This window comes from SAR86 cluster bacterium (genome assembly GCA_023703575.1).
Lineage (GTDB): Bacteria > Pseudomonadota > Gammaproteobacteria > Magnimaribacterales > Magnimaribacteraceae > Magnimaribacter.
In genome coordinates, this window is the sequence record CP097969.1 from 1509218 (window position 1) to 1532934 (window position 23717).

General features: G+C 35.9%; 29 protein-coding genes. 19 read left to right on the top strand and 10 right to left on the bottom strand.

Annotated elements, in window-relative coordinates; genetic code table 11:
• The first annotated feature begins 2 nt into the window (after positions 1 to 2).
• Positions 3 to 497 (top strand): RNA pyrophosphohydrolase, encoded by a 495-nt coding sequence (locus tag M9C83_07725; GenBank protein ID URQ66527.1) that lies wholly within the window; start codon positions 3 to 5, stop codon positions 495 to 497.
• Here the strand turns inward: M9C83_07725 and M9C83_07730 are convergent.
• Entirely contained in the window at positions 494 to 1252 is a 759-nt protein-coding gene (locus M9C83_07730) for an NRDE family protein (GenBank protein URQ66528.1), read from the bottom strand. The two genes, M9C83_07725 and M9C83_07730, sit on opposite strands and share 4 nt — an antisense overlap.
• Before the next feature lie 56 nt (positions 1253 to 1308).
• On the opposite strand from M9C83_07730, the gene M9C83_07735 reads away from it, so the two are divergent.
• From M9C83_07735 to M9C83_07760, 6 genes are read left to right on the top strand one after another with little or no spacing between them, the layout of a single operon-like run.
• Positions 1309 to 2094, top strand: coding sequence for a sulfite exporter TauE/SafE family protein (locus tag M9C83_07735; GenBank protein ID URQ66529.1), 786 nt, complete (start codon positions 1309 to 1311; stop codon positions 2092 to 2094).
• Positions 2095 to 2352 carry a DUF4212 domain-containing protein gene (locus M9C83_07740; protein ID URQ66530.1) on the top strand — a complete coding sequence of 86 codons (258 nt, stop codon included), beginning with the start codon at positions 2095 to 2097 and terminating at the stop codon, positions 2350 to 2352.
• On the top strand, positions 2349 to 4097 hold the full coding sequence (locus tag M9C83_07745; GenBank protein URQ66531.1) for a cation acetate symporter: 1749 nt from the start codon (positions 2349 to 2351) through the stop codon (positions 4095 to 4097). Before M9C83_07740 ends, M9C83_07745 begins: the two co-directional genes overlap by 4 nt.
• Positions 4097 to 4864, top strand: coding sequence for a prolipoprotein diacylglyceryl transferase (gene lgt / locus M9C83_07750; protein URQ66532.1), 768 nt, complete (start codon positions 4097 to 4099; stop codon positions 4862 to 4864). Before M9C83_07745 ends, lgt begins: the two co-directional genes overlap by 1 nt.
• Positions 4865 to 4868: 4 nt before the next feature.
• Positions 4869 to 5771, top strand: a complete 903-nt coding sequence (locus tag M9C83_07755; GenBank protein URQ66533.1) for a thymidylate synthase — start codon at positions 4869 to 4871, stop codon at positions 5769 to 5771.
• On the top strand, positions 5771 to 6250 hold the full coding sequence (locus M9C83_07760; GenBank protein URQ66534.1) for a dihydrofolate reductase: 480 nt from the start codon (positions 5771 to 5773) through the stop codon (positions 6248 to 6250). The genes M9C83_07755 and M9C83_07760 overlap by 1 nt, the downstream gene beginning before the upstream one ends.
• Here M9C83_07760 and M9C83_07765 read toward each other — a convergent pair.
• The 6 genes from M9C83_07765 to M9C83_07790 form a co-directional block, all read right to left on the bottom strand.
• Positions 6247 to 7716 carry a tetratricopeptide repeat protein gene (locus tag M9C83_07765; protein URQ66535.1) on the bottom strand — a complete coding sequence of 490 codons (1470 nt, stop codon included), beginning with the start codon at positions 7714 to 7716 and terminating at the stop codon, positions 6247 to 6249. The two genes, M9C83_07760 and M9C83_07765, sit on opposite strands and share 4 nt — an antisense overlap.
• A gap of 6 nt (positions 7717 to 7722) precedes the next feature.
• Entirely contained in the window at positions 7723 to 8277 is a 555-nt protein-coding gene (locus M9C83_07770; protein ID URQ66536.1) for an energy transducer TonB, read from the bottom strand.
• Positions 8278 to 8369: 92 nt separating this feature from the next.
• Entirely contained in the window at positions 8370 to 8780 is a 411-nt protein-coding gene (locus M9C83_07775) for a biopolymer transporter ExbD (protein ID URQ66537.1), read from the bottom strand.
• A 10-nt stretch (positions 8781 to 8790) separates the two neighbouring features.
• Positions 8791 to 9315, bottom strand: a complete 525-nt coding sequence (locus M9C83_07780) for a MotA/TolQ/ExbB proton channel family protein (protein URQ66538.1) — start codon at positions 9313 to 9315, stop codon at positions 8791 to 8793.
• Between the two features lie 19 nt (positions 9316 to 9334).
• Entirely contained in the window at positions 9335 to 10726 is a 1392-nt protein-coding gene (locus tag M9C83_07785; GenBank protein ID URQ66539.1) for a MotA/TolQ/ExbB proton channel family protein, read from the bottom strand.
• A 1-nt stretch (position 10727) separates the two neighbouring features.
• A complete protein-coding gene (locus tag M9C83_07790) occupies positions 10728 to 11492 on the bottom strand; it encodes a DUF3450 domain-containing protein (protein ID URQ66540.1) in 765 nt (254 codons plus the stop codon).
• 339 nt (positions 11493 to 11831) lie between these two features.
• Here M9C83_07790 and M9C83_07795 point away from each other — a divergent pair, with 339 nt between their 5' ends.
• The 10 genes from M9C83_07795 to rdgB all read left to right on the top strand — a co-directional run bounded on the left by M9C83_07795 (position 11832) and on the right by rdgB (position 20093).
• On the top strand, positions 11832 to 12461 hold the full coding sequence (locus tag M9C83_07795) for a DUF1295 domain-containing protein (GenBank protein URQ67412.1): 630 nt from the start codon (positions 11832 to 11834) through the stop codon (positions 12459 to 12461).
• Positions 12458 to 13291: an archaetidylserine decarboxylase gene (asd, locus tag M9C83_07800; protein URQ66541.1), complete on the top strand. Its 834-nt coding sequence runs from the start codon at positions 12458 to 12460 to the stop codon at positions 13289 to 13291. The genes M9C83_07795 and asd overlap by 4 nt, the downstream gene beginning before the upstream one ends.
• Positions 13292 to 13300: 9 nt before the next feature.
• The gene (efp, locus tag M9C83_07805; GenBank protein ID URQ66542.1) at positions 13301 to 13864 is read left to right on the top strand and encodes an elongation factor P; all 564 of its coding nucleotides are present in this window, start codon (positions 13301 to 13303) and stop codon (positions 13862 to 13864) included.
• Between the two features lie 32 nt (positions 13865 to 13896).
• A complete protein-coding gene (gene argS / locus M9C83_07810; GenBank protein URQ66543.1) occupies positions 13897 to 15618 on the top strand; it encodes an arginine--tRNA ligase in 1722 nt (573 codons plus the stop codon).
• 3 nt (positions 15619 to 15621) lie between these two features.
• Complete coding sequence (locus tag M9C83_07815; GenBank protein URQ66544.1) at positions 15622 to 16296, top strand: YggS family pyridoxal phosphate-dependent enzyme; 675 nt, start codon at positions 15622 to 15624, stop codon at positions 16294 to 16296.
• On the top strand, positions 16293 to 17111 hold the full coding sequence (gene proC, locus M9C83_07820) for a pyrroline-5-carboxylate reductase (protein ID URQ66545.1): 819 nt from the start codon (positions 16293 to 16295) through the stop codon (positions 17109 to 17111). The genes M9C83_07815 and proC overlap by 4 nt, the downstream gene beginning before the upstream one ends.
• Positions 17111 to 17686, top strand: a complete 576-nt coding sequence (locus M9C83_07825) for a YggT family protein (GenBank protein URQ66546.1) — start codon at positions 17111 to 17113, stop codon at positions 17684 to 17686. Before proC ends, M9C83_07825 begins: the two co-directional genes overlap by 1 nt.
• Positions 17687 to 17802: 116 nt before the next feature.
• Positions 17803 to 18912: a homoserine O-acetyltransferase gene (locus M9C83_07830; protein ID URQ66547.1), complete on the top strand. Its 1110-nt coding sequence runs from the start codon at positions 17803 to 17805 to the stop codon at positions 18910 to 18912.
• Positions 18913 to 19500, top strand: a complete 588-nt coding sequence (gene metW / locus M9C83_07835) for a methionine biosynthesis protein MetW (protein ID URQ66548.1) — start codon at positions 18913 to 18915, stop codon at positions 19498 to 19500.
• Positions 19497 to 20093 (top strand): RdgB/HAM1 family non-canonical purine NTP pyrophosphatase, encoded by a 597-nt coding sequence (gene rdgB, locus M9C83_07840; protein ID URQ66549.1) that lies wholly within the window; start codon positions 19497 to 19499, stop codon positions 20091 to 20093. The genes metW and rdgB overlap by 4 nt, the downstream gene beginning before the upstream one ends.
• Here the strand turns inward: rdgB and trmB are convergent.
• Together trmB and rpoH are read right to left on the bottom strand one after the other, a co-directional pair.
• The gene (gene trmB / locus M9C83_07845) at positions 20071 to 20736 is read right to left on the bottom strand and encodes a tRNA (guanosine(46)-N7)-methyltransferase TrmB (protein ID URQ66550.1); all 666 of its coding nucleotides are present in this window, start codon (positions 20734 to 20736) and stop codon (positions 20071 to 20073) included. The two genes, rdgB and trmB, sit on opposite strands and share 23 nt — an antisense overlap.
• Position 20737: 1 nt before the next feature.
• The gene (gene rpoH, locus M9C83_07850) at positions 20738 to 21631 is read right to left on the bottom strand and encodes an RNA polymerase sigma factor RpoH (protein ID URQ66551.1); all 894 of its coding nucleotides are present in this window, start codon (positions 21629 to 21631) and stop codon (positions 20738 to 20740) included.
• Positions 21632 to 21692: 61 nt separating this feature from the next.
• Between rpoH and M9C83_07855 the strand changes: the two genes are divergently transcribed.
• Positions 21693 to 22688: an NAD(P)H-quinone oxidoreductase gene (locus M9C83_07855; GenBank protein ID URQ66552.1), complete on the top strand. Its 996-nt coding sequence runs from the start codon at positions 21693 to 21695 to the stop codon at positions 22686 to 22688.
• Here the strand turns inward: M9C83_07855 and cysQ are convergent.
• Entirely contained in the window at positions 22680 to 23489 is an 810-nt protein-coding gene (gene cysQ, locus M9C83_07860) for a 3'(2'),5'-bisphosphate nucleotidase CysQ (GenBank protein ID URQ66553.1), read from the bottom strand. The genes M9C83_07855 and cysQ overlap by 9 nt on opposite strands.
• A 60-nt stretch (positions 23490 to 23549) precedes the next feature.
• Between cysQ and M9C83_07865 the strand changes: the two genes are divergently transcribed.
• A complete protein-coding gene (locus M9C83_07865; GenBank protein ID URQ66554.1) occupies positions 23550 to 23717 on the top strand; it encodes a hypothetical protein in 168 nt (55 codons plus the stop codon).

Consider the following 23717-nt stretch of genomic DNA (forward strand, 5'->3'; position numbering starts at 1 on the left):
GTATGGAAACAACATTATACAGACCTAATGCTGGCATTATCATTTTTAATAAAGAGGGGAAATTATTATGGTGTAAAAGAAAGAGTGGAGATGGATGGCAATTTCCTCAAGGAGGAATTGATGATGGAGAGACTCCGGAAAATGCTATCTACAGAGAAGCTTATGAGGAAGTGGGACTTGGAAAAGATAAGATTAAAATAATCAAAGAAAATGAAAAGTGGATAAAGTACGATGTCCCAAAAGAAAAAATACCTAGATATTTTTCTTTTAAAAACAGAAAATTTAAAGGTCAATCTCAGAAATGGTTTTTAGCTCAATTTCTAGGGCAAGATAATGATATAGACCTAACTGTACATAACCAAATTGAATTTACAGAATGGATGTGGGCGAGTTACTGGCATCCGGTATCGGCGGGTGTGGAATTTAAGAAAAATGCTTACAGACAAGTGCTCACAGATTTCCTTCCCTTCTATAAAGATCAAATGAAAGTTTATTAGTCTTTTACATTAAATGAGAAATCGACACGAGTTCCTTCTATACCCTCTTTCTGATATGTAAGTTCTGAAATATTGATTAAGCCAGATGGTTCAGACGTAAATACTGTAGTGCATCGAGTTCCATATATAGGTGATCTTATAAATCTAAAGGGAATTTCTTCTCCATCCCTGACTTGCAGTTCTTTTTTAGTTTTCTCATGAAGATTTCCATACTCTTTCCTCATAACATGGAAGCCTTTATCCATTGCAAAACCCTCATGAAGAATTTGGTTAAAATCATTCTTAATTGATTCTATTTTTTTTGTTGAGGAGTTTAAAGTTAAATTTCCTAGGGCATGGATTCCCTCAGAAATAAAAAATATACCTTCTAGTCGATTGCACAAATAAAATAATCCACTTTTATCTCCAACAATTAAATTAAAGCCGGCGTAATTATCTTTGTTAGGTTCTAGTGCTTCAAGGTAAGACTTTGCAGAAATTTGAGACTCTAGGAATTCCGTTACAAGTGATCCCCGTGAATTTGAGTACTTGATATCAGTTTCCTCTTTAAGATTTGTAATTGCACCAAACTTGCCTTCTTTACTTACACCAAGCCATGTTCCTCCAGCCTCTTCGTCTCTTCCTGCAAGCACAATATTGTTTGACCACCATCTCATTCCGCTAGTTGGTCTTTCATGATATTCATCTCGGTTTGCGATTATCTTGTAAAAATATGAATCTTTACCGCTCCAATCTTTACTTTTTTCAACTGACAAGGCTATTAAGCACATAAATTAGAGAGTGTAATTACACTTAATGTTAAAATAGATTTTTGGAAATTCTATTATACTTTTTACTGGGAACATTCTCTGGCATCTTAGCTGGTTTATTCGGTATTGGTGGGGGAATAATTATAATTCCAACTTTTTTTTATACATTCTCTTATCTGCAATTTCCTGAACAAATTCTATCACATATGGTTCTTGGCAGTTCACTTGGAGTAATAGTCTTTAGCTCATTATCTTCTACTTTCTCTCACAACTTTAGAGGTGCCGTAGATTGGGGCCTCATAAAATTAGTAGCACCAAGTATAGTGATTGGATCATCACTTGGGGGAATCACAGCTGGCGCCTTAGACAGTGATACGCTTCAAGGATTGGTTGCCTTATTTCTTGTGGTTGCATCCATACAATTAATCTTTGAGTTCCCTCCACCGCCCCAAAATCCAAGAACTAACTTAATTGGCCCAGTATTAGCAGGAGGAGGAATAGGATGGCTATCAGGAGTATTTGGAATTGGAGGAGGTATATTTTCAGTACCGTATTTCTATCACAGAGGCTTGTCGATGATGAAGGCCATTGGTACTTCTGCAGCTTGCGGCATACCTATTGCTTTAGCTGGGTCCTTATCTTATATGATTATAGGGCATGAAAATACAAATCTCCCTGAGAATAGCATTGGTTACGTATATTTACCTGCCACTATAATCGTTGGATTAGTTAGCTCAGTAACCGCAAAATATGGTGTAAAAATAGCTCACAGAATGAAACAAAAGAAACTTAGGATAGGGTTTGCTTTTTTAGTTATGCTAATGGCATTGAACCTATTAATGCGTTAAATGAAAGATAAAACTCAGCAGTATTGGAAGGCAAATTTAAAAATTGTTTTTTCACTTCTAGTAATCTGGTTTGTTGCTTCCTTTGGATTTGGAATTATCTTCTCCGATACTCTGGATCAAATAAGGTTAGGCGGATTTAAACTAGGATTTTGGTTTGCTCAACAAGGTAGCATTTATATATTTGTAATAATCATATTTCTTTATGTGTGGTTGATGAAGAGGCTTGATAAAAAACTTTCTGAAGAAGAAGAAATATGACAACCCAGCTTCTTACATATTTTTTTGTAGGTGCAACCTTTGCCCTTTATATAGGTATTGCTTTATGGTCGAGAGCAAGATCTACAAATGATTTTTATGTAGCTGGTAAAGATGTCCATCCAGTGGCAAATGGCATGGCTACTGCAGCGGATTGGATGTCTGCGGCTTCTTTTCTTTCTATGGCAGGTTTGATTGCATTTCTAGGAAAAGATGGATCCGTATATCTAATGGGCTGGACTGGAGGTTATGTTTTATTAGCACTTCTTCTTGCACCGTATTTAAGAAAGTATGGTAAATTTACTGTCCCCGATTTCATAGGTGAACGTTATTATTCCAAGACAGCCAGAAAATTAGCTGTTGTGTGTTTAATATTCATCTCTTTTACCTACATCGCCGGGCAGATGAGAGGAGTAGGAATAGTTTTCTCTAGATTTTTAGAGGTTGATATTAATACAGGTGTCATAGTAGGAATGGCCATAGTTTTCTTTTATGCGGTTTTAGGAGGCATGAAAGGTATTACATATACTCAAGTAGCTCAATACTGCGTACTTATTTTTGCCTACTTAGTGCCTGCTATATTTATTTCAATCTTGATGACCGGCGAAGTTATTCCACAAATTGGCTTTGGAAGCACTCTAGTTGATAGTCAAGTATACCTTCTCGATAAACTAGATCAGGTTACAAAGGAGCTAGGTTTCATTGCTTATACTGAAAATGCTAAAAGTAATATTGATATTTTTTGTATAACAGCAGCCCTAATGTTTGGTACCGCGGGATTGCCTCATGTCATAGTGAGATTCTTTACGGTTCCTAGTGTTGGTGCAGCAAGAAGATCTGCTGGTTACGCGCTAATTTTTATAGCACTTTTATATACAACAGCTCCTGCTGTTTCTGCTTTTGCAAGAATGAATTTAATCGATTCGATTCAAGATCAGCCTTATAGCACTTCACCCTCCTGGTTTAAGAACTGGGAAGAAATAGGTTTAATTGCATGGATGGATAAAAATGAAGATGGAAAAATTCAGTATTCATCTGGTGATGCCCTGGAAAATGTAAAACCTTCATATCAAAAACTTAGAGGGCCTAATGGACAGAGGCTTCTTGAAAATGAACCCAATTTATCTAATGAAAATGAGATTTATATAGACAGGGATATAATCGTTTTGGCAAATCCTGAAATAGCTCAACTTCCGAGCTGGGTTATAGCTTTAGTGGCTGCTGGAGGTCTTGCAGCAGCTCTTTCAACGGCAGCAGGGCTCCTGTTAGTAATATCTTCGTCTGTTTCGCATGATCTTTTAAAGAAAACCTACATGCCTAAAATTACTGAAAAACAAGAACTCAAGTATGCAAGAATAGCAGCTGCTGTAGCAATAGGCATAGCTGGCATTTTTGGCATCTATCCTCCGGCATTTGTGGCACAGGTTGTGGCTTTTGCCTTTGGGCTCGCTGCAGCAACATTCTTTCCAGCACTTTTTCTGGGTATATTCTACAAAAGACTCAATAAGGAAGGAGCAATTACCGGCATGCTTGGAGGTCTACTATTTACTGCTTCTTATATTATTTATTTCAAATTTATTAATCCAGATATCAATAATTCAGACTTTTGGTTATTGGGTATCTCGCCTGAGGGAATTGGCTGTATAGGCATGATCTTGAACTTTGCACTCGCATTAAGTATTTCAATTTTTACTAAACCTCCGCCCAAAGAAATTTTTGATATGGTGGATGAAATCAGGCAGCCATAATGTTAATTCCTGAATTAGATCCTGTAGCTATACAAATAGGGCCATTAGCAATTAGATGGTATGGCCTGACATGGTTGGCTGCCTTTTCAACTATCTACTTCTTAATCAAAAGATACCAAAAGGACCTAGATGTAGATCAAATCAGTGACCTAATGTTTTATAGCCTCCTAGGTGCGATATTAGGTGGAAGAACAGGGTATGTTTTCTTTTACTCGATAGAGCAATTTATATCTAATCCTCTATCTATTTTCTTTATTTGGCAAGGAGGATTATCCTTTCATGGAGGTCTTCTGGGAGTTTTAATTGCTTGCTTCTGGCTATCAAGAAGCTGGGGTGTTCAATTCTTCTGGTTGATGGATAGAGTAGCTCCATTTGTGCCTCCTGGCCTGGGATTTGTAAGAGTGGGAAACTTTATGAATTCAGAACTTCTAGGCAGGCCAACTGATATAAGTTGGGGAGTTATATTTCCTTCAGATCCATTTGGATTAACGAGGCATCCATCTCAGTTATATCAAGCTTTTGGAGAAGGTATAGTGCTTTTTATTTATATGCTTCTTATCTCAAGGAATTTAAAACCTAAAATGAATATATCTGGACACTTCCTGTTAGGATATGGAGTCATTAGATTCTTCACTGAATTCTTTAGAACACCAGATCAACATATAGGATTTATTTTTGAAATTTTTACAAGGGGGCAACTCCTATGCCTTCCAATGATAGTAATTGGTGTCCTTCTAATTTATTATTCGTACAGAAAAAATACATGAATTAATGGAACAATATTTAAATCTACTTACAGAAATAAAATCTAAAGGAACTAAAAAAGAGGATAGAACCGGAACAGGAACAATCAGCATATTTGGACATCAAATGAGATTTGATTTGAATGATGGCTTTCCACTAGTAACCACCAAAAAGGTAAACTTTAATGCCATCTTGCATGAACTTTTATGGTTCATAAAAGGCGATACAAATATTGAATATTTAGTAAAAAATAATGTAAACATTTGGAATGAATGGCCATTTCAAAGTTGGTTGGAGAAAACAAATCAAAAAGAAGGGCTGATCATGCATTCAAATGAGTGGAAGGAAAAATTACAAAAATTTGTTGATCTAGTAAAAAAAGACAGTTCCTTCGCAAAAGAGTATGGAGATCTTGGACCAGTATACGGCAAGCAGTGGAGAGATTTTGAAGGAGTTGATCAATTAGCTTTGGTAATAGAGGATCTAAAGAATAGTCCTAACTCTAGACGACATATTGTCTCGGCTTGGAATCCAAAAGAAATTCCAACCATGATTAAGTCAGGCTTGCCGCCGTGTCATACACTCTTTCAGTTCTACGTGGCCAATGGAAAGCTATCTTGTCAGTTGTACCAAAGAAGTGCCGATGTATTTCTAGGTGTTCCATACAATATCGCGTCTTACGCCCTTCTTACTTTCATGATAGCTTCGGTCACAGATCTAGAGGTAGGAGAATTTGTTCACTCTTTAGGTGACACACATATTTATCTGAATCATCTCGATCAGGTTGATGAACAGCTATCTAGAGAGCCACATAAACTACCCAAAATCGAGATAAATAAAAAAGATATTTTATTCGATTATAATTTTGAAGATTTCAAACTTGTAAACTATAACTCTCATCCTTTTATTAGTGCTCCCATTGCTGTTTAATGGAAATCATATTAATTGCAGCCGTAGATAAAAATCTAGCAATTGGCAAAGACGGAAAAATCCCTTGGGAAATAAAAGAAGATCTAAAGTTTTTTAGAGAAAATACAGAAAATACATCCATAATTATGGGTCGTGCAACTTTTGATTCAATTGGCAGACCCTTGCCCAAAAGAAAGAATATTGTAATGACGAGAACATTTAAGAAGAGAGAGGGAATAATTGAAGTTAACTCAAGTAAGGATGCCTTAGAGCAGGCAAAAAGTTACTCTGAAAAGATTAATATCATTGGTGGAGAATATATTTACAAAGAATTTCTACCCTTAGCTACAAAACTTCTAATAACAGAAATAGATATTGAAGTGATTTCACCAGATGCTTTTTTTCCTGAGTGGGATAAAAATCAATGGAAAGAAATCTCAAGAAAACAAAGTTCTGAAAACGGACTTAATTTTAGTTTTGTGGAATACCAGAGGCATTAGACGCCTAAAGCTTTTCTTTTTAACTTAAGAGCTTCAACTCTTTCTTCTTCACCTTCAGTATATGTCACCCACTTCCTAGCTTGATCTTGAACTCTTTTCTTCTTCTCTTTTTGCTTTTCTTTTTTATCATCAAATTGTCTTTCAGCTACATCTATACATTTTCTGAAAGATTCAATTGCAGATTCCCATTTTTGGTTTTCGAAATTTATTTGTCCTAAGAGCATATAAGCTGCAGCTTCATCTTTCAGCTTGCCTTTTGCTAAGCCATCCTCAATCGCTTTTTCAGCTTTATCAAATTCATCTAAACTAAAATGAACTTGCCCTAGAAAGATGAACAGCTCGCCCTCCTTAGATTTTGTTGCTGCCTGTAAATAATAGGGTTTTGCTCTTTCGAGTTCTTTGGCTGCGTGCCAGTATTGAGCAGCAGCCTTTAATGTCTTCTCTTCTTTTTTGACTATTCCGCGATTTAAACCATCTTCTATGACTTTGGCAGCTTTACGAGGGTTTTCAAACATAAAAAGAAGTTGTGACAGTGCTGTAAACTCTCTTTGTTTATCTAAAAGATTGTCATCATAAGCAGCTTCAAGGGCACCCATTTGATCCATTTGTCTATCTCTTTGTCCGTATAAACCAGATAGATTAGTCCAGTATCTCTTTTTCGGATAGTATTGAACAAGAATCTCATAAATTGGTAAGACTTCAAGGTCTTTCTTTAATTCGGAGTAGAGTGCCATTTTGAGCAAATAATGATTTTCTTTAGCTACTCCTTTTCTTGTTTCTCCTGTCTCAATCATCTCCCCTGTTTCATTGCCTTCAGCATCAAGAACTGCGACTTTTATAGGTATATCTCTAGATTCTTGAATTTCTATTGCAGTATCTATCGCTTCAACAGATTTTTGAAAGTTTTCTACTTGATAGTAGGCTTGAGCCAGAAGTCCGTACCCATCAGAACTTGGCTCTTCTTCATTATCAAGCCATTCTAGTAAATAACTGATGGAGCCCTTGTAATCTTCTGCAATATATCTGAGTTGTGATAAGGAATATATGGCTCCCTGTCTCTCTTGATCGCTAGAGTCTTCCTCTGCAATCAAATTCTTATAAGCTCTTTCAGCAAGGCTGTAATCTTCTTTTGAAAAATAGATGTATCCTCTGTAATAGTACATCTTCGACCTATCTGTGCTGGTAAATTTGGAATCTACAACAGCAACAGGCTCGAGTGCAAGCAGAGCTTCGTCCCATTGTTCATTTTCAATTAAAGGAACTAAGCCTTGCAAAATTCTTTGCATCTTTTTACTAGGAAGTTTTGTACGTCTTCTTTTCTTTTTCTTCTTAGTATCATCATCAGCTGCCTCAAGAGATGCACCTTTGTAGTCTAGAGGTGATACTCCTAAAGTAACTGGCAATAAACTTATCACTGTTGCAATTAGAAATATTTTTAAGGGGTAATTTAATTTTAATCTTTTCATAACTATTTATGCACAGCCTTCAGGAACATAATCCGCCGGCTTACTAGGATCTTCAATCTTAAATACAATGATTGTTCGTACATTCGGTACTTCTATGGCTTCACCATCTCTTATCTGAGGTTTGTATTTATACTTTAACGCAGACCTCATTGCTGCTCTGTCAAAAATCCCTGGAGGCACTGACCATTCAACTTCGGGTTCTTTTGTAGAACCAACTTTCGTGACGGTGAATTTGAGCATTACACATCCTTCTATTCCTCTTTCTAGAGCTCTCCTAGGGTATACAGGTGGAACTTGGAAAATGGGAACATATGAACCATCGGCAAATACCCCTGCCTTCTTTCCTTTGAACCCTAAGTTTGGTCTAGCTGCAGATGTATCTAGGTCAGCTGGAGGGGTCATATCAAATTCAGGTGGCATTGTTTCAGGCGGAGGCTCCTCTTCTTGAGGACGCTCCATATCCATCATAAGTTCTAGCTCTCTTTCAGGCATAGTGACATCAGCTATTTTTATTGACTTGTCATTTAGCTCTACGTCACCAACGTCTATTAACCATTGCATAGCATAAAAAATGGCAACTGTGAGGAATAAAGACCCACTTAAAGTGGCTCCTAGCATTTTAAGATTTTGTTCCGCAAAAAATCCCATAGAATCTAAAATTTCGGTTCAGATGCTAATGAAATTGCATACACTCCAGCTTCTCTGGACTGGTCCATAACTTGTATGATTGCGTCAGCCTGAGCCTTTTCGTCGGCCTGAATAACAACAGATCCTTGGGGGTTATCAGCCAATAGCTTAGTAATATTTGCTTTTACTTGTCTTACATCCACCCTTCTACCATCTATCCAAATATCGTTTGTAGCGCCGATAGCTATGAGAATGGCAGCATTTTCTTGGATATTAGAAGTTTCAGCATCTGGCCTGTTAACCTCTAAACCCGGTTCCTTAATAAAATTAGCTGTTACGATGAAGAAAATCAGAAGAATGAAAACTACGTCCAACATAGGCGTTAAATTTATATCTTCTTCTTCAGCTACAGCACTACTAATTGGTGATCTTCTCATAATTAAATTCCTATTCTGCGACCAACTGATCAACCAGTAGATCTTTTTCTTTTTGAGCCCTATTGACTAAAAATTGATTTGCTAATGTCCCGGTTAAGGCAACCGCCAAACCTGCCATAGCAGGTATTGTTGACCTTGAAACTCCTCCGGCCATGGCCTTGGCATCGCCACCTCCAGTAACTGCAAGTAAGTGAAAGACTTCAATCATTCCAGTGATGGTTCCGAATAAACCAAACAAAGGTGCTATACCAACACACATTTTTATAAGTCCGAGATTTTTATCAATTCTAATTTCGTTCTCTGAAATTAACATGTCTCTTATGGCTTTAGAATTCCAAGAGCTTTTATCTTGTCGAGAATCCCATTCTGTCATTGAGGCTCCAACATAGTTCTTGTGAGTATAGAAATAGAACCACATTCTTTCAAAAATGAGGAACCACATAACGAAGGCTAATAGTCCTATTAAGTAAAGAACATCTCCTCCTCTTTGCATAAAAGCGAAAAGAGCATCAGAAAAGTTATAAAAAAATTGCATCCTTTTATTTCTTTATAATTTAATTAGTCCCCTCTGAACGTTTAGCTGCCATTCCTGTACTTGACTCTTCAATAGTACCTAGAATTCCCCTAGAAATATTATTTACTGTCGCATACATAAAGGTGGTCGGAATAGCGACCATCAAGCCAAGCCATGTTGTTACAAGAGCAGTGGAAATACCACTTGCCATTGTTTTTGGATCTCCAGTACCGAATAAGGTTATCATTGTAAAGGTTTCAATCATACCTATGATTGTTCCAAACAGACCCATCAAAGGTGCTACAACTGAGACAATCTTGAGAACCCAATTTAAGCCCTCTACTGTTGGCCTTTCTTTAAGTATTTGCTCAGCCATTTTTAACTCTAAAGTCTCAGTATCGGCCTCTTTATCTTCTTCGGCAATTTTTAGAATTCTTCCTAGTGCATTGTCATTACTCAACATCGAATTTCCAGCTTGAGCTATCACGCCACCCCTAATATTCCATAGCTCATAGAATCGCCATATAAATAGTAGTGTTGCAAGTAGACCTATTATCATCAACATATATCCAACTGGCCCACCTTCTTGCATCTTGCCCCATGTGCTTGGCATAGATATCAAACTAGCAAGTAGAGAGCCCCCTTGAGGTCCGGTAGGATCTACGGCAAACTGAACAGGAAATGAGTCCCCGTTCAGGATATCTGAGGTTTGAGACGTATATCTTCCTGCAGGTTGTGAAGGAAGTTCTGAATAAGCACCCCTTGAAGGAGAATAAGTCAAATACTGTCCATCGGAAACCACATTAAAGTTACCAACTCTTACAACATCTCTATTTTCCACATTACCATCAGTGGTTATAACTTCGGTATTGAATTTGACAACCTCACCAGATGCATTAATTTCTCTTTGAAGTTCGTACCATAATGTTTCAAGTTCCTGAATTGAGGCTAATTTAATTCCTTCATTCATTTTAGAACCAAGAGCAGTCATGAATTCTTCTCTTTCTTTACCAAATTGAGCAGCTGTAATTGACTGCTCCATGATATTTCTAGCTTCAGTAGTATTACCAGCTAGGTGACCAAATATCTCATTTAATGAACCGAGTCTTTCCCTTAATTGCTCTTCTGCAACAACCAATAATGCCTCGTTCGCTTCGAATTGTTGTTCGAGTCTCGCAGCTTCCCTCTCTAATCTTGCTCTTTCATCTTTTGCGTCTGAAAGTAGTTTAGCTTGTTTATTTTTTTCATTTCTAAATGCAGCCTCTCTCTCCCTTTGTTCCTGAGTATCAGCAAACTGACCTTGTTTTACTATTTCAAGTAATTCTTGAGGGTTTGAAGGCTGTGCAGCCTCTTCTTCACCTTCTTCGGAAAAAGTATAAGAAGATATTAAGCCGAAGCTTACAAGAAATATAAAAAGTTTAATCTTCTTCATTTTAGTTTGCCTCCGTTGCTGCTGGCAAAGGTAATTCCATTAAATCGACCGTTGCTAATTTATTCGCAATCCTAAGACCACGTCTTGTTGGATTCCTGTAACTGTTATCTAATTCTTCCCATGCTCTTGTAGAATTATTCCATGCGTGGGTTTGGGTTTCGTCAGCAGTTTGAAAAACCATAGCAAGTCTTCCAACTCTCAATACATTACCTTCTATTAATTCTCCATCAATGACGATGCTGTCTTTGTATGCATCTATCTTTCTACCGTATTCTGCTTCAACATTGAATGCCTCTAGAACTTGCCTTAATCCTTCAGCAGGAGAAACAGTCGGATTATCTAAGGCAGCCTTAGCAAATGCTATTCTTTCTTTCCTTTCTGCAAGGTGAAAAGGAAGATCCAACTCTATAGAAGTCTCCACACCAGCCAACATTCTTCGTGTAAAAGGAGGTATTTGTCTTTGCATCACTTGTGCTTCTTTTAAAGTTCTATCAATTTCTTTTAAGCGTTCTTCTTGACGTTGTATTTGTTGTCTCATTTGAGCGTTATAAACTCTTAAACCCTCTATTTGCTTACTTACAGTTTTGAATTCACTTACAATCACTGAAGTTTGTTCATCCATTTCATCAATTTTCGATTGAGATGTTTTTTCTGCAACTTGTCTAGCAGCTCCTACATCTAGCAAAGGTTGTATTTGATCGGTAAAGCCTAAGTTTGCTACTGATATTCCGGCCAGTATGAAAACAATTTTACACAGACGCGACATAGCTATCTCCTAATATCTAAATTCCTATTTCTTATCTGTTCACAAAGTAGATGAATTATATGTAAGGCAAATATACTTCATGAGATTTTGCACCACACAAATTCAACATTCCCCGCTGCGAACGGTTAAACTATAGAGAGAAATAAGGTTCAATGCAACGAGAAATAACTGTAAATCATGAAAATCTAAAAGATGTCAAATTTTGAGTTTTTATTGATTTTATTATTTTTCAATTCAATTATCTTAATTGGTTTAGTCTCAATATCTATTAAGAAAAAAAGTCCTAGAATTTTAATTAAGTTTTTTTTTCTACCAGTGCTTGCAAGTTGTTTATTTGGCATGATTGTCCAAGCCGTATTTCAAGTTTCTGAAATTTCAAACAGACAACTCGTAACAAATATTTTTCTAATGTTATGGTGCTTGAAATCTTTTTCTTCGTATAAATCAATTAAATCACTATTATTAGAGGACTTTCTTACATTGGTTAGATACCAAATTTCAAATAAAAAGTATTTTGTCCTATTAATCAACATCATTCGACTCTCTTCATTTCAATTAATATGCTTCAGCTCTGTTTTTTCTTTAAATTATTTGTCAGGGTTTTCGCTACTAAGCTTTTTTGACAATATCGGGGTAATTTTATGTTTAATAGGATTCTTCATTGAATACATAGGTAATAAGCAGATAAAAGAAAGAACCAAAAGAGCTGGCTTCTTTATCAAAGGGTCAAGAACCTATGTTCTACATCCAAATATTACTGGCATTATTTTCTTTCTTTCAGGACTTCAAATTCTTGCTTTTGGAGGCGTGGGTTCAGAATGGTCATTTATAGGACTATTAATTGCAATCTTCATCATTTATAGGATTCTAATACCTAAGATTGAAGGGAATTTATTAAAGAAATATCCTGATTATTCTTCTTTCATAATTAAAATGCCTAAATTATTTTCTTTCAAAAAAATTATATGATGCAAAAGTTGATCCCTCATATTTTTCTAACATTCATGGCTGGAGCATTAGCTAACTGCAAGATAAAAATCATCAAGAATTTGTTAATAAGAACTTTTATAGCCTTCTATAAACCAAACCTTGAGGAGGCAATGAATAAGAATATAAATAGTTACAGTTCTTATAATGAATTTTTTACTAGGAAATTGGCAAAGGAGTCAAGGAAAATTGAATTATCAAAAAACAGTTTTATCTCTCCTGTAGACGGTGAAATTGTAAGTCATGGTTTTATTGAAGACGGGAAACTTTTGCAGGCAAAGAAACATAACTATGAACTAGATGAACTTGTAGGGATAGAGTATCAAAACAAATATAAAGGGGGCTATTTCATAACTATTTATCTAGCTCCAACAGACTACCACAGAATACATTGTCCGTGGGATGGGGAGATAATTCATTCAAATCATCTGGGGTCTTCACTATATAGTGTCAATAAGAGAGCCCAAGAGTCCATTCCACGCCTTTATATAAAAAATGAGAGATCTGTTTTACACATTGTATCAAACAGTCTTGAATACGCTCTAGTATCAGTGGGTGCCTCTGTTGTAGGCAGTATTGTGCCCTTTTGGATTGATAGTAAAGAGTGTTCAAGAAAAGAATTAGTCGAAGAGTGGAAAATAGGTCCACCCAAAGATACTAATGTTAAAAAAGGAGATGAATTGGCTTATTTCCGAATGGGATCAACAGTAATACTAATTTTTAAGGACTCATATAAAATAGATTTAGATTCCTTGAAAGAAAATAAGCTTGTAAAATTTGGAAACAAACTAGTTTCATTGAAAAATATATAGGAAGAAATCTTGGTATCGTATTCTACTAGTGACTTCAAAGTCGGTTTAAAAATAATAATCGATAACGACCCTTGCGTGATTATTGAAGAAGAATTCAATAAACCTGGTAAAGGGCAGGCTTTTAGTAAAATTAAGTTTAGAAACTACCTTACAGGAAGGGTTGGAGAAAAAACTTGTAAAGTTGGTGAATCTCTTGAAGCAGCAGATATTGAGGAATTAGACATGCAATTTCTATACAGCGATGGTAGTGCGTGGTTTTTTATGCATCCCGATACTTATGAACAAATTCCAGTAGCTCTAGATATAGTTTCTGATCTTGAGAAATGGGTTACTGAAGAGGATATTTGTAAAGTACTTCTTTGGAATGAAAAACCAATATCTGTAGTCGCTCCTACTTTCGTTGATCTAAAGATCACACAAACAGATCCTGGGGTGAAAGGGGATACTGCCACAGGAGGCACAAAGCCGGCAACGCTTTCAACTGGAGCAATAATAAAAGTACCTCTATTTGTATCAGAAGGTGAACTCGTCACAATTGATACGAGAAATGGAGAGTATCAAGGTCGAAAATAAACTGCCCCATGAAAGAAAAAATTAAGGAGAGCTTGCGTAGCATAATAATAGATTTATATGGGAGTTCAGAATCCATTCATGATGAATTTGAAATAAGCATCCAAGATAATAAAGAGAAGCAATATGGTGATCTCGCTAGTAATGTAGCTTTAGTGCTAGCCAAACCCCTAAAAAGAAATCCTAAAGAGATTGCAGAAGAAATTAAAGACAAATTTACAACTAACAACGAAATAGTAAAAGTTGATGTTGCAGGCCCTGGCTTTATAAACTTTTTCTTGTCTAAAGAGTCGCATGGTGCAATTTTGAGAGATATCTCAATTCAAAAAGATAAGTTTGGAAAATTTGAATCCAATAATAAAAAAGTTCTTATTGAATACGTTTCAAGCAATCCAACAGGTCCTTTACATGTTGGGCACGGAAGAGGTGCAGTTTTTGGATCTGTATTGTCGAGGCTTTTGAAGGAAGCAGGATTTCAAGTAGATGAAGAATATTATGTAAATGATTTTGGGAGACAAATGAATATTCTTTCTGTGAGCTTATGGATTAGATATGCACAGATATTCGATAAGAATATAAAAATGTTAAATAATGGTTATCAAGGCGATTATCTTATTGCCATTGCACAAAATTTAAAGAAATTAAGATCTGATGAGCTGTTTGATGATGATGATGAGATAAAAAGCCTTCTAGAATATGAGAACGAAGAAGCTGAAAAACATACTGACGAGGTTATTGATAGGATCAAATCTAAGCTAAATGACGAATTTTCTTACGTGAGAGATTTTGCTCTCAGAGAAATATTAGAATTAATAAAAGAAGATCTATTAGAATTTGGAGTAGATCACAATAACTGGTTTTCAGAATCTACACTTTATAAAAGTGAACCGCATGATCTTAGCAAGGTTGATCAATCTATTGATGAGCTTTCATCTAAAGGTTTCGTATACGAAAAAGAAGGTGCTATTTGGTTTAAATCTTCAGAACTTGGAGATGATAAGGACAGAGTTTTAAAAAGAGGCAATGGTGAATTTACTTATTTTGCCTCTGATGTTGCCTACCACTTAGACAAATATGATCGCGGATACGATAGGATAATCAATATTTGGGGTTCAGATCATCATGGCTATCTTCCAAGAGTGAAGGCGGCCATGGAAGCAAGTGAAAAGAATGTAGAAAAGCTTGAAGTGGTCTTTATTCAATTTGCTAATTTAATTAGGTCAGGAAAAAAAGTGACTATGTCTACTAGAAGTGGTGAATTTATTTCACTCAAAGAACTCATAGAAGAGGTTACATCAGAAGCAGCAAGATTTTTTTATATTAATAGAAAAGCTGATCAACATTTAGACTTTGATTTAGACCTCGCGAAAGAGCAGTCTAAAGACAATCCTCTGTACTATATCCAATATGCGCATGCTCGAATATGCAGCGTTTTACGTAAGTCCAAAGCTCAAGAAGAAGAATTGACTGCATCAGAGCTTGGATTATTGGATTCCAACAAAGAGATAGAAATACAGAAAATTCTTAAACAGTATCCACCTTTAATTGAAAGAGCAGCTATAGCAAGCGAGCCTCATTTAATTTGCTATTACTTAAAGGACTTGGCTAGTATTTTTCATAGCTACTACAATACTGAAAAATTTATAGTTGAAGACCAGAAGCTTATGAACTCTAGATTGTTCTTGCTGAATGGAGTAAAGCAAGTTATTCATAATGGGCTCACTGTTCTGGGAATAAATGCTCCTCATGAAATGTAGAAAGTGATCTCCAGCAACTTACACAAAATTAATCAGGGTATTGAAGAAAATTGTAAGCTTTCTGGCAGAAAGACCGATGAAATAATCTTGATAGGTGCAAGTAAAGCTCAGACAATCGATAGTATAAGAGAAGCTTATGAAAGTGGTTTAGCACATTTTGGTGAAAATTATCTACAAGAGGCTGAAGAGAAAATTAAAAATTTGCCAAAAGATTTAGTCTGGCATTACATAGGATCTATTCAGTCAAGAAAAGCAAAAAGAATAGCTGAAATTTTTGACTGGGTGCATACCGTCGACAGTGTAAAAGTAGCTATGAAACTTAATAGCGCAAGACCTAAATCAAGAGGTTTTCTAAATGTGTGCCTCCAACTCAACATAGATAATGAAGAAAATAAGTCTGGTTTAGATCTTAAAGAAATTGATTGTTTCATTGAACAAATTAAAGCCTTACAAAATCTGAAAATAAGAGGATTGATGGTAATACCCAGACCAAGAGAAGCTCTAGAAGAGCAGAAAGAAATTTTCGGAATCGTGAAAAATATATTTTCAACATTAAATGAAAAAGGAAACAACTTTGATACCCTATCAATGGGCATGTCATCAGATTATGCTGCAGCTATTCAGGAAGGGGCTACAATGATAAGAGTGGGCACAGGTATATTTGGTCAAAGAAAATGAAAAATATTAAAGAAACTATAGGGTTTATAGGTGCCGGTAATATGGCAACTGCACTTATATCTGGCTTAATCAATAGTGATCAAAGTGCCTCTAAGATCATTGCCTCTTCGCCAGAACAGGAACATTTAGAAAAACTTTCTAAAGACTTCGGGATAAAAACTACAAATAATAATCTCGATATAGTGGATATTGCCGATATAGTCATTCTCGCTGTGAAGCCAAATATCGTCCAAGCTGTAATTGATGAAATAAAAGGTGTAGTTACAGATAAAGATATTCTGATAATCTCTATTGCTGCTGGAGTAAAGATTGAGAAGATAGAATCTCAATTAGGATCTCCCATGAGAGTGATAAGGGCTATGCCAAATACTCCTGCTAGTATAATGGAAGGTGTAACTGCAATTTGTGCCAACAGTAATGCACAATCAAGTGATATTGAAAATGCCAAACTTTTATTTGAATGTGTAGGAAAAATTGCTCATATCAATGAAAAAGATATAGACATTTTTACAGCCCTAATTGGATCAGGCCCAGCATATGTATTTTACCTAATTGAATCTTTACTGGACTCCTCAAAAAACTTACATCTTTCGGAACAAGAAAAGAAAAATTTACTAGCGTCGATGATTTCGGGCGCTGCAAATCTGGTTCTTAATTCAGATGATTCTCCTAATGTTTTAAGAAAGAAAGTTACCTCACCAGGAGGAGTAACCCAAACAGCAATAGAAGAATTTGAGATAGAGGGGTTAAAGGAAATAATAAGCAAATCTATGATAGCTGCTGAAAAGAAATCAATTGAATTAGGAGAAGATTAATGTCGGAAGCAACCTTTTTCCTTTTCAAAGCTTTAATGGATGTTTTTACACTTGGTGTAGTTTTTAACTTTATGTTCCGTCTTCTTAAAGTTGATTACTATAATCCGTTAGTCCAAGGAATAATTAGGGCAGTAGACTTGCCGAGTCAATTTCTTAGATCGGCTATAAAACCCTTCAGGAACATAGACTTCGCCTCATTTCTAGTAGCTGTTTTTATTCAGTCAGGAGCCTTTTATTTAGCTGTCATGGCAGGATCGGTCGATTATGATCCTGTAAAGATTTTTATGTGGTCTACCTACTCAGTTATTTTATTAATGCTTAAAATGGTTTGGTGGATTTTATTGGGAGGAATAATTTTAAGTTTTGTAGCTGGGAATAATTTTCATCCAGCCATAGTTTTAATTAGACAAATGTCGGATAAGTTTTTTAGTCCATTTAGAATATTCTTGCCCCCTATGGGAGGGCTAGACTTTTCACCTATATTCGCTTTCATCTTATTGAACTTCTTGCAATCAATATTTGTTCAGTTTGCTATTGAATCTGGATTACCAGTTTGGTTGTCAGTTGGTTTCTAATGATAGTTTCAATATAATAGTGTTTTCGCCGATTTGACACAGCTTGCGGGCGTTTAATTGAAATACAGCTAATGCATTAAATTAAACCTGTTTTGCTGAGGCAAACAGGTTTTTTTATGAGTAATTCGATAGGAAAAGTAAAGGCACAAAAAGTTACTCTTGAGGGTAAATTTGAGCTTGAGTGTGGTCAAAGTTTCAATGATATAGAACTTGTCTATGAAACTTATGGTGCTCTTAATGCAGATTCGACGAATGCAATACTTATCTGCCATGCGTTGAGTGGCAATCATCATGCCGCTGGAAAATACGAACACGAAGAAAAACCAGGCTGGTGGGATTCTCTTATTGGCCCAGGTAAAGCGGTGGATACAAACAAATTTTTTGTAGTTTGCCCAAATAATATAGGTGGTTGTCACGGTTCTCTTGGACCAAGTTCAATTAACCACGATACTGGAGAGTATTATGGACCTGACTTTCCAATTATTACAGTAAGAGATTGGGTAAATTCACAAGCCAAACTTTCTGATTTATTGGGCATAGAAAAATGGCATGCTGTCATGGGAGGCAGTCTAGGTGGAATGCAAGCTCTAGAATGGTCCTATCTTTATCCTAAAAGAATAAAAAAAGCAGGAATTATTGCTGCAGCACCGAAGTTAAGTGCACAAAATATAGCTTTCAATGAAGTTGCAAGACAAGCCATATTAAATGATCCAGATTTTGAAGGCGGTAGATATCTAGATAAAAGTAAGTACCCAAAACAAGGTCTCAAATTAGCGAGAATGGTAGGACACATTACTTATCTCTCTGAGGAAGCAATGAGGAGCAAATTTGGAAGAGAGCTGAAAAAGGAAAAATTAAATTTTGGTTATGATGCGGAGTTTGAAATAGAAAGTTATTTAAGGTATCAAGGTGATGTTTTTTCAGAGAGTTTTGATGCAAACACTTATCTTCTGATGACAAAGATTCTAGACTACTTCGATCCAGCAAGTAATTTTGAAGGCAAATTGGTAAGTGCTTTTGAGTCCATTGAGGCGCAGTTATTAGTGGTATCTTTCTCAACTGATTGGAGGTTTGCTCCTGAAAGATCAAAGGAAATTGTAAATGCCCTTATCGAAGCCAAAAAAAATGTGAGTTACCTTGAAATTGATAGTCCTCACGGACACGACTCATTTTTGTTCGCAAATGAAGATTATGTAAAGGGTTTAGCGGCTTTTCTAGAAAATTAAATGAATACAATTGAAGTTATAAAAAATTGGATAGATAAAGAATCTGAAGTTCTAGATCTAGGTTGTGGAGATGGTGAGATAATGAATATTTTATCGAAAGAATGGGGGTCTACGGTACTAGGAGTAGAAATAAATCAAGATGATATTAATAAATGCATCCAGTCTGGTCTAAATGTTATTCATCAAAATATTGATGAAGGTTTAGGGAATTTCAGTGACAAGAGTTTTGACATAGTGATTATGAGCCAAACTATTCAAGTCTTAAGGGAACCCAAGAAAGCTCTTCAAGAGGTAACAAGAATTGGAAATGAGAGTATTGTTACAATTCCTAATTTTGGTTATTGGACTACAAGAATTAATCTCTTACTATCAGGTAAGATGCCTGTGACAGGAACATTGCCAAATACCTGGCATGATACCGATAATATTCATTTATGTACCATTAAGGATTTTGAGAATCTTTGTAGTGAATGCGGAATTAATATAAGAGAAAAATGCTTCTTTAATAAATTTGGGAAAGAAAGTGTATTGGCTAAAGTTGTGCCAAATTTATTTGCCACAACTGCCATGTATAAGATCTCTAAATGAAAATAGCAATTGCTACGAAAAATAATGGCAAACTTAAAGAGTTCGAGGAATTGGCAAAAGGCAAACCTTACGAATTCATTAAAATCCCTGAGATCATAAAAGATCTACCACCGGAAACAGGAAATACCTTCTATGAAAATGCTCTCATAAAAGCTGAGTTCATTTCAAAACAACTAGGTATACCTGCTATAGGTGATGATTCTGGACTAGAAGTTGATGCATTAAATGGCAGTCCTGGAATATTCTCTGCGAGATATTCTAAAACGGGCTTAGACAATGATAATTGCTTGAAATTAATTAAAAATTTAGATGGGCTGCAGGAAGACAAAAGAAGTGCAAGATTTCGATGTTGTCTGGTTGGATATTTTGAAGGAAAGATAATTCAAAGTAATGGTACCCTTGAAGGATCAATTGCCAGAGAATTCAAAGGAACGAATGGCTTTGGATATGATCCAATTTTTATTACAGAGAACGGAAAGCATCTAGCAGAGCTTGAGAAAGATGAGAAAAATAGTATCTCTCACAGATCTGAAGCTTTTAAATCGCTGCTCAACAAAATCTCTGAATTATTTAACAAGTCTTTTGTAGAATAAGCTCATTTAATTTTCTCTTTGCCTGAAGGGCCTTATTTTCAAAGGATGTCCTAGGTAGGTTCACTAAATACTCCTCGAGATTTTCTTTTTGTAAAACTCTCCAATTTGGATCATTATTTAAAAGCTTCTTCGTTTCATCGAAGTAATCAATCCAGTCTGTTTTAAAGTAGAAGGTGCCATTTTGTTTGAGTTTTTTATTTATTAAATCAATAAAGTCTTTTTGTAATAATCTTCTTTTATGGTGCTTCCTCTTTGGCCAGGGATCAGGGTAAAACAATATGATTAGATCAAAGCAGTTGTCTGATACTTTATCTTCTAAAAAAGGAACAATATCTGAGTTTAATATTTTAATATTATTTAGTGACTCTTCATTTGCTTTACTTAAAAGAGATCCTATTCCAGACAGATAAACCTCTGCTCCTAAAATTAACATTTCGGGGTTTATCTTAGCTAAATATGCAGTAGTCTCTCCTGACCCAAAACCTATATCTAAAACTGAAGGGTTTTTTTTCCAGATATTACTAAGTTTTTCTTCATTATCAAGAATGTACTTGTCCCAATGCTCTGAGAGTGCCCTTGACTGATTAGAGGTTAACCTCCCTCTTCTCAAGACAAAGCTTTTGAGTCTATCTTGTAAAGGCAAGTTATTCTCCTGCAGAGAAAGACTGCTTCACTTTTTTCATTGCGTTTTTTTCTATTTGGCGAACACGCTCAGCAGAAATATCATATTTTTCAGCCAACTCGTGAAGCGTAAGTTTTTCGTCCGCTAACCATCGATCTTGAAGTATATCTCTGCTTCTATCATCAAGCTGATTTATTGCCTCGTATAATTTACTAGTATTCGTTTCATCCAAACTATCTTTTGCAAATATGTCTGCAGGGTTAGCATCTTCATCTTCCAAATATTGAGATGGGGAGTAAGAAGCTTCATCATCGTCTGAATCTGCAAGAGGATCAAAAGGCATGTCAGTACCACTTAATCTTTTCTCCATCTCTCTTACTTCTGAAGGCTTTACCCCTAAATCTTTTGCCATGGACTCTACTTCTTCTTCTGTCAACCACCCAAGACCCTTCTTTTTACTTCTCAAATTAAAGAATAACTTTCTCTGCGGTTTAGTAGTGGCTATTTTGACTATTTTCCAATTCTTCAAAACATATTCATGGATTTCGGCTTTAACCCAATGCACCGCAAAAGATATCAATCTGACACCCATTTCAGGATTAAATTTTCTTATTGCTTTCATGAGACCTACATTTCCTTCTTGAATAAGGTCTGCTTCGGGTAAGCCATATCCTGAATATGTCTTTGCAACGTATATTACAAACCTTAAGTGGGCTAAAACTAGCTTTCTAGCAGCATCGAGGTCATTTCTATAATATAAATCTTCTGCAAGTTTTTTTTCTTCTTCAGAGGTTAAAACACCAATGCTATGCACTGAGTTTATATAAGCTTGAAGGTCACCACCGGGTGCTAGAGCCTCCATTTCCTGAAGAGCTGTACCTGCAGAATTTTCACTCTTAAGCTCTTTTTTAGGCATAATCTAAGCAAATTTTACAATTTAAGTGATTAAAGGTGCAAATTTAGATTTTTAAACTAAGTTGAGACGTCTAGATGATGATGTTTATAAAATTATGAAAGCTATAGAAGTCATAGAAAAGAAACTAGAAATTAAAGATATTGAATTACCAGTATTAAAAGATAATGAAGTACTTATCAAGGTGAAAGCAGCTGGTTTGAACCGTGCTGACATTGCACAAAAGAATGGCTTATACCCTCCTCCTCCTGGTGAAAGTGAAATTTTAGGACTGGAATGTAGCGGAATAATTGAGAGTATTGGTAAAAATGTAAATTCTAAGAAACCTGGAGATGAAGTTATTGCACTTTTGGCAGGTGGGGGGTACGCAGAATATGTAACTTGCCCTGAGAACCACACAATTCTAAAGCCACCTAAACTAAGTTGGGCTGAAGGTGCATCAATTCCAGAAGTTTATGCCACTTGTTGGTTGAATCTTTTCACAGAGGCTCATATGAAAGAAGGAGATAAAATTGTCTTTCACGCAGGAGCAAGTGGTATTGGAACAGCCGGGATACAGTTAGCCCGGGCTTTTGGTTGCGATAGTTTTGTGAGTGCAGGAACCCAAGAGAAAATTGATTTCTGTCTTAACTTAGGAGCTTCAGCAGGAGAAATTAGATCAAAAGATATATTTTCAAAGATTAAAGAATGGTCTCCAAACGGAGTAGATATCATCTTAGATCCAGTAGGTGCAGAGTATTTTGAGAAAAACTTAAGTGTCCTCGGATTAGAAGGAAAGTTAATTATTATTGGTTTAATGAGTGGTGCCAAAGCAAATATAAATCTTGGGCATTTAATGATAAAAAGGCATAGGGTAATAGGATCAACCATCAGGGCAAGAAGCTTGGAGACGAAGACTAGAGTTATGGAAGATCTCTCAAGCAAAGTTATGCCACTATTTGATTCAGGCGCTCTTAAGCCGATTATCTATCAGATTCTGTCCTTCGAAGATTGTGAAAAAGCTCATTCAATAATGGAATCAGACGAAAATATCGGAAAGATTATTCTTAATTTAGATTAACTTTGCGAAAATATCTTGCCAGGGATATGAGGGATCACCTGAGCAATAAAATAAAGGATTTTTTTTCTCTGAAATAAAATCATAAGTCAAAGCTTGACCATTTAAACTGGATATAAGCCCACCGGACGCTTCAACAACTGCTTGTCCGGCAGCGATATCCCATTGATAAGTTGGACCTAACCTACTATAAATATTTGCCTTGCCTTCCGCGACTCGACACAACTTTAAAGAACTCCCAGTTGGAAGTTCTTTAACCTCAGAAAATTTTTTTTCACAGAGATTAATAAATGCCTGATCTTTTTCACTTTTATGGCTTTTGCTCACCGTCACGAGACAGAATTCTTTGCTCTGTTTTTGAGAAGTTATTTCAATCTTCTCTTTTCCTTGTATCTTGAAAGCTCTTCCCGCGAAACCTATAAAGGTTTCATTAACTGCTGGTGCCGATACTACACCGAGAATCGGCATACCGTCTTCAATAAGTGCAACATTTACTGTAAATTCTCCATTTTTATTAATGAATTCCTTCGTCCCGTCTAAGGGATCAATTAACCAAAACAAATCCTCTTTATTTTCTTCAGTGTCACCCTCTTCGGACAATATAGGTATATTGGCATCAATAGATTTAAGGTACTTGAAGAGGATTTCGTGACATTTCTTATCGGCTATCGTTACCGGAGACCCGTCATGTTTGTCCTCTACTTTAAGATCACCAGAATTATATATTTCCATAACAATATCCGAAGCCAGTTCTACAGCCTCAAGAACTAAATTTGACATTTCTGTTAATTTTGAAACTTCCATTTCTTGAATCTCTCTTTTCTTCTACAATATATCATCAGAAGGAAATATAAAAAAATTCATATGGAAAACAAAACTAAGTTGATAGAGAGTGCCCAAGAACTAAAAAAAGGTTTAGACCTACTTAGCAGGGAAAGAAAAGTTGTGATGCCTCACAACAAAGCGTTTGATCATGTTGATCAACTAAAAGTAAAAGTTGATGAAATCATTAATTTAGCTGAAACTGTCTAG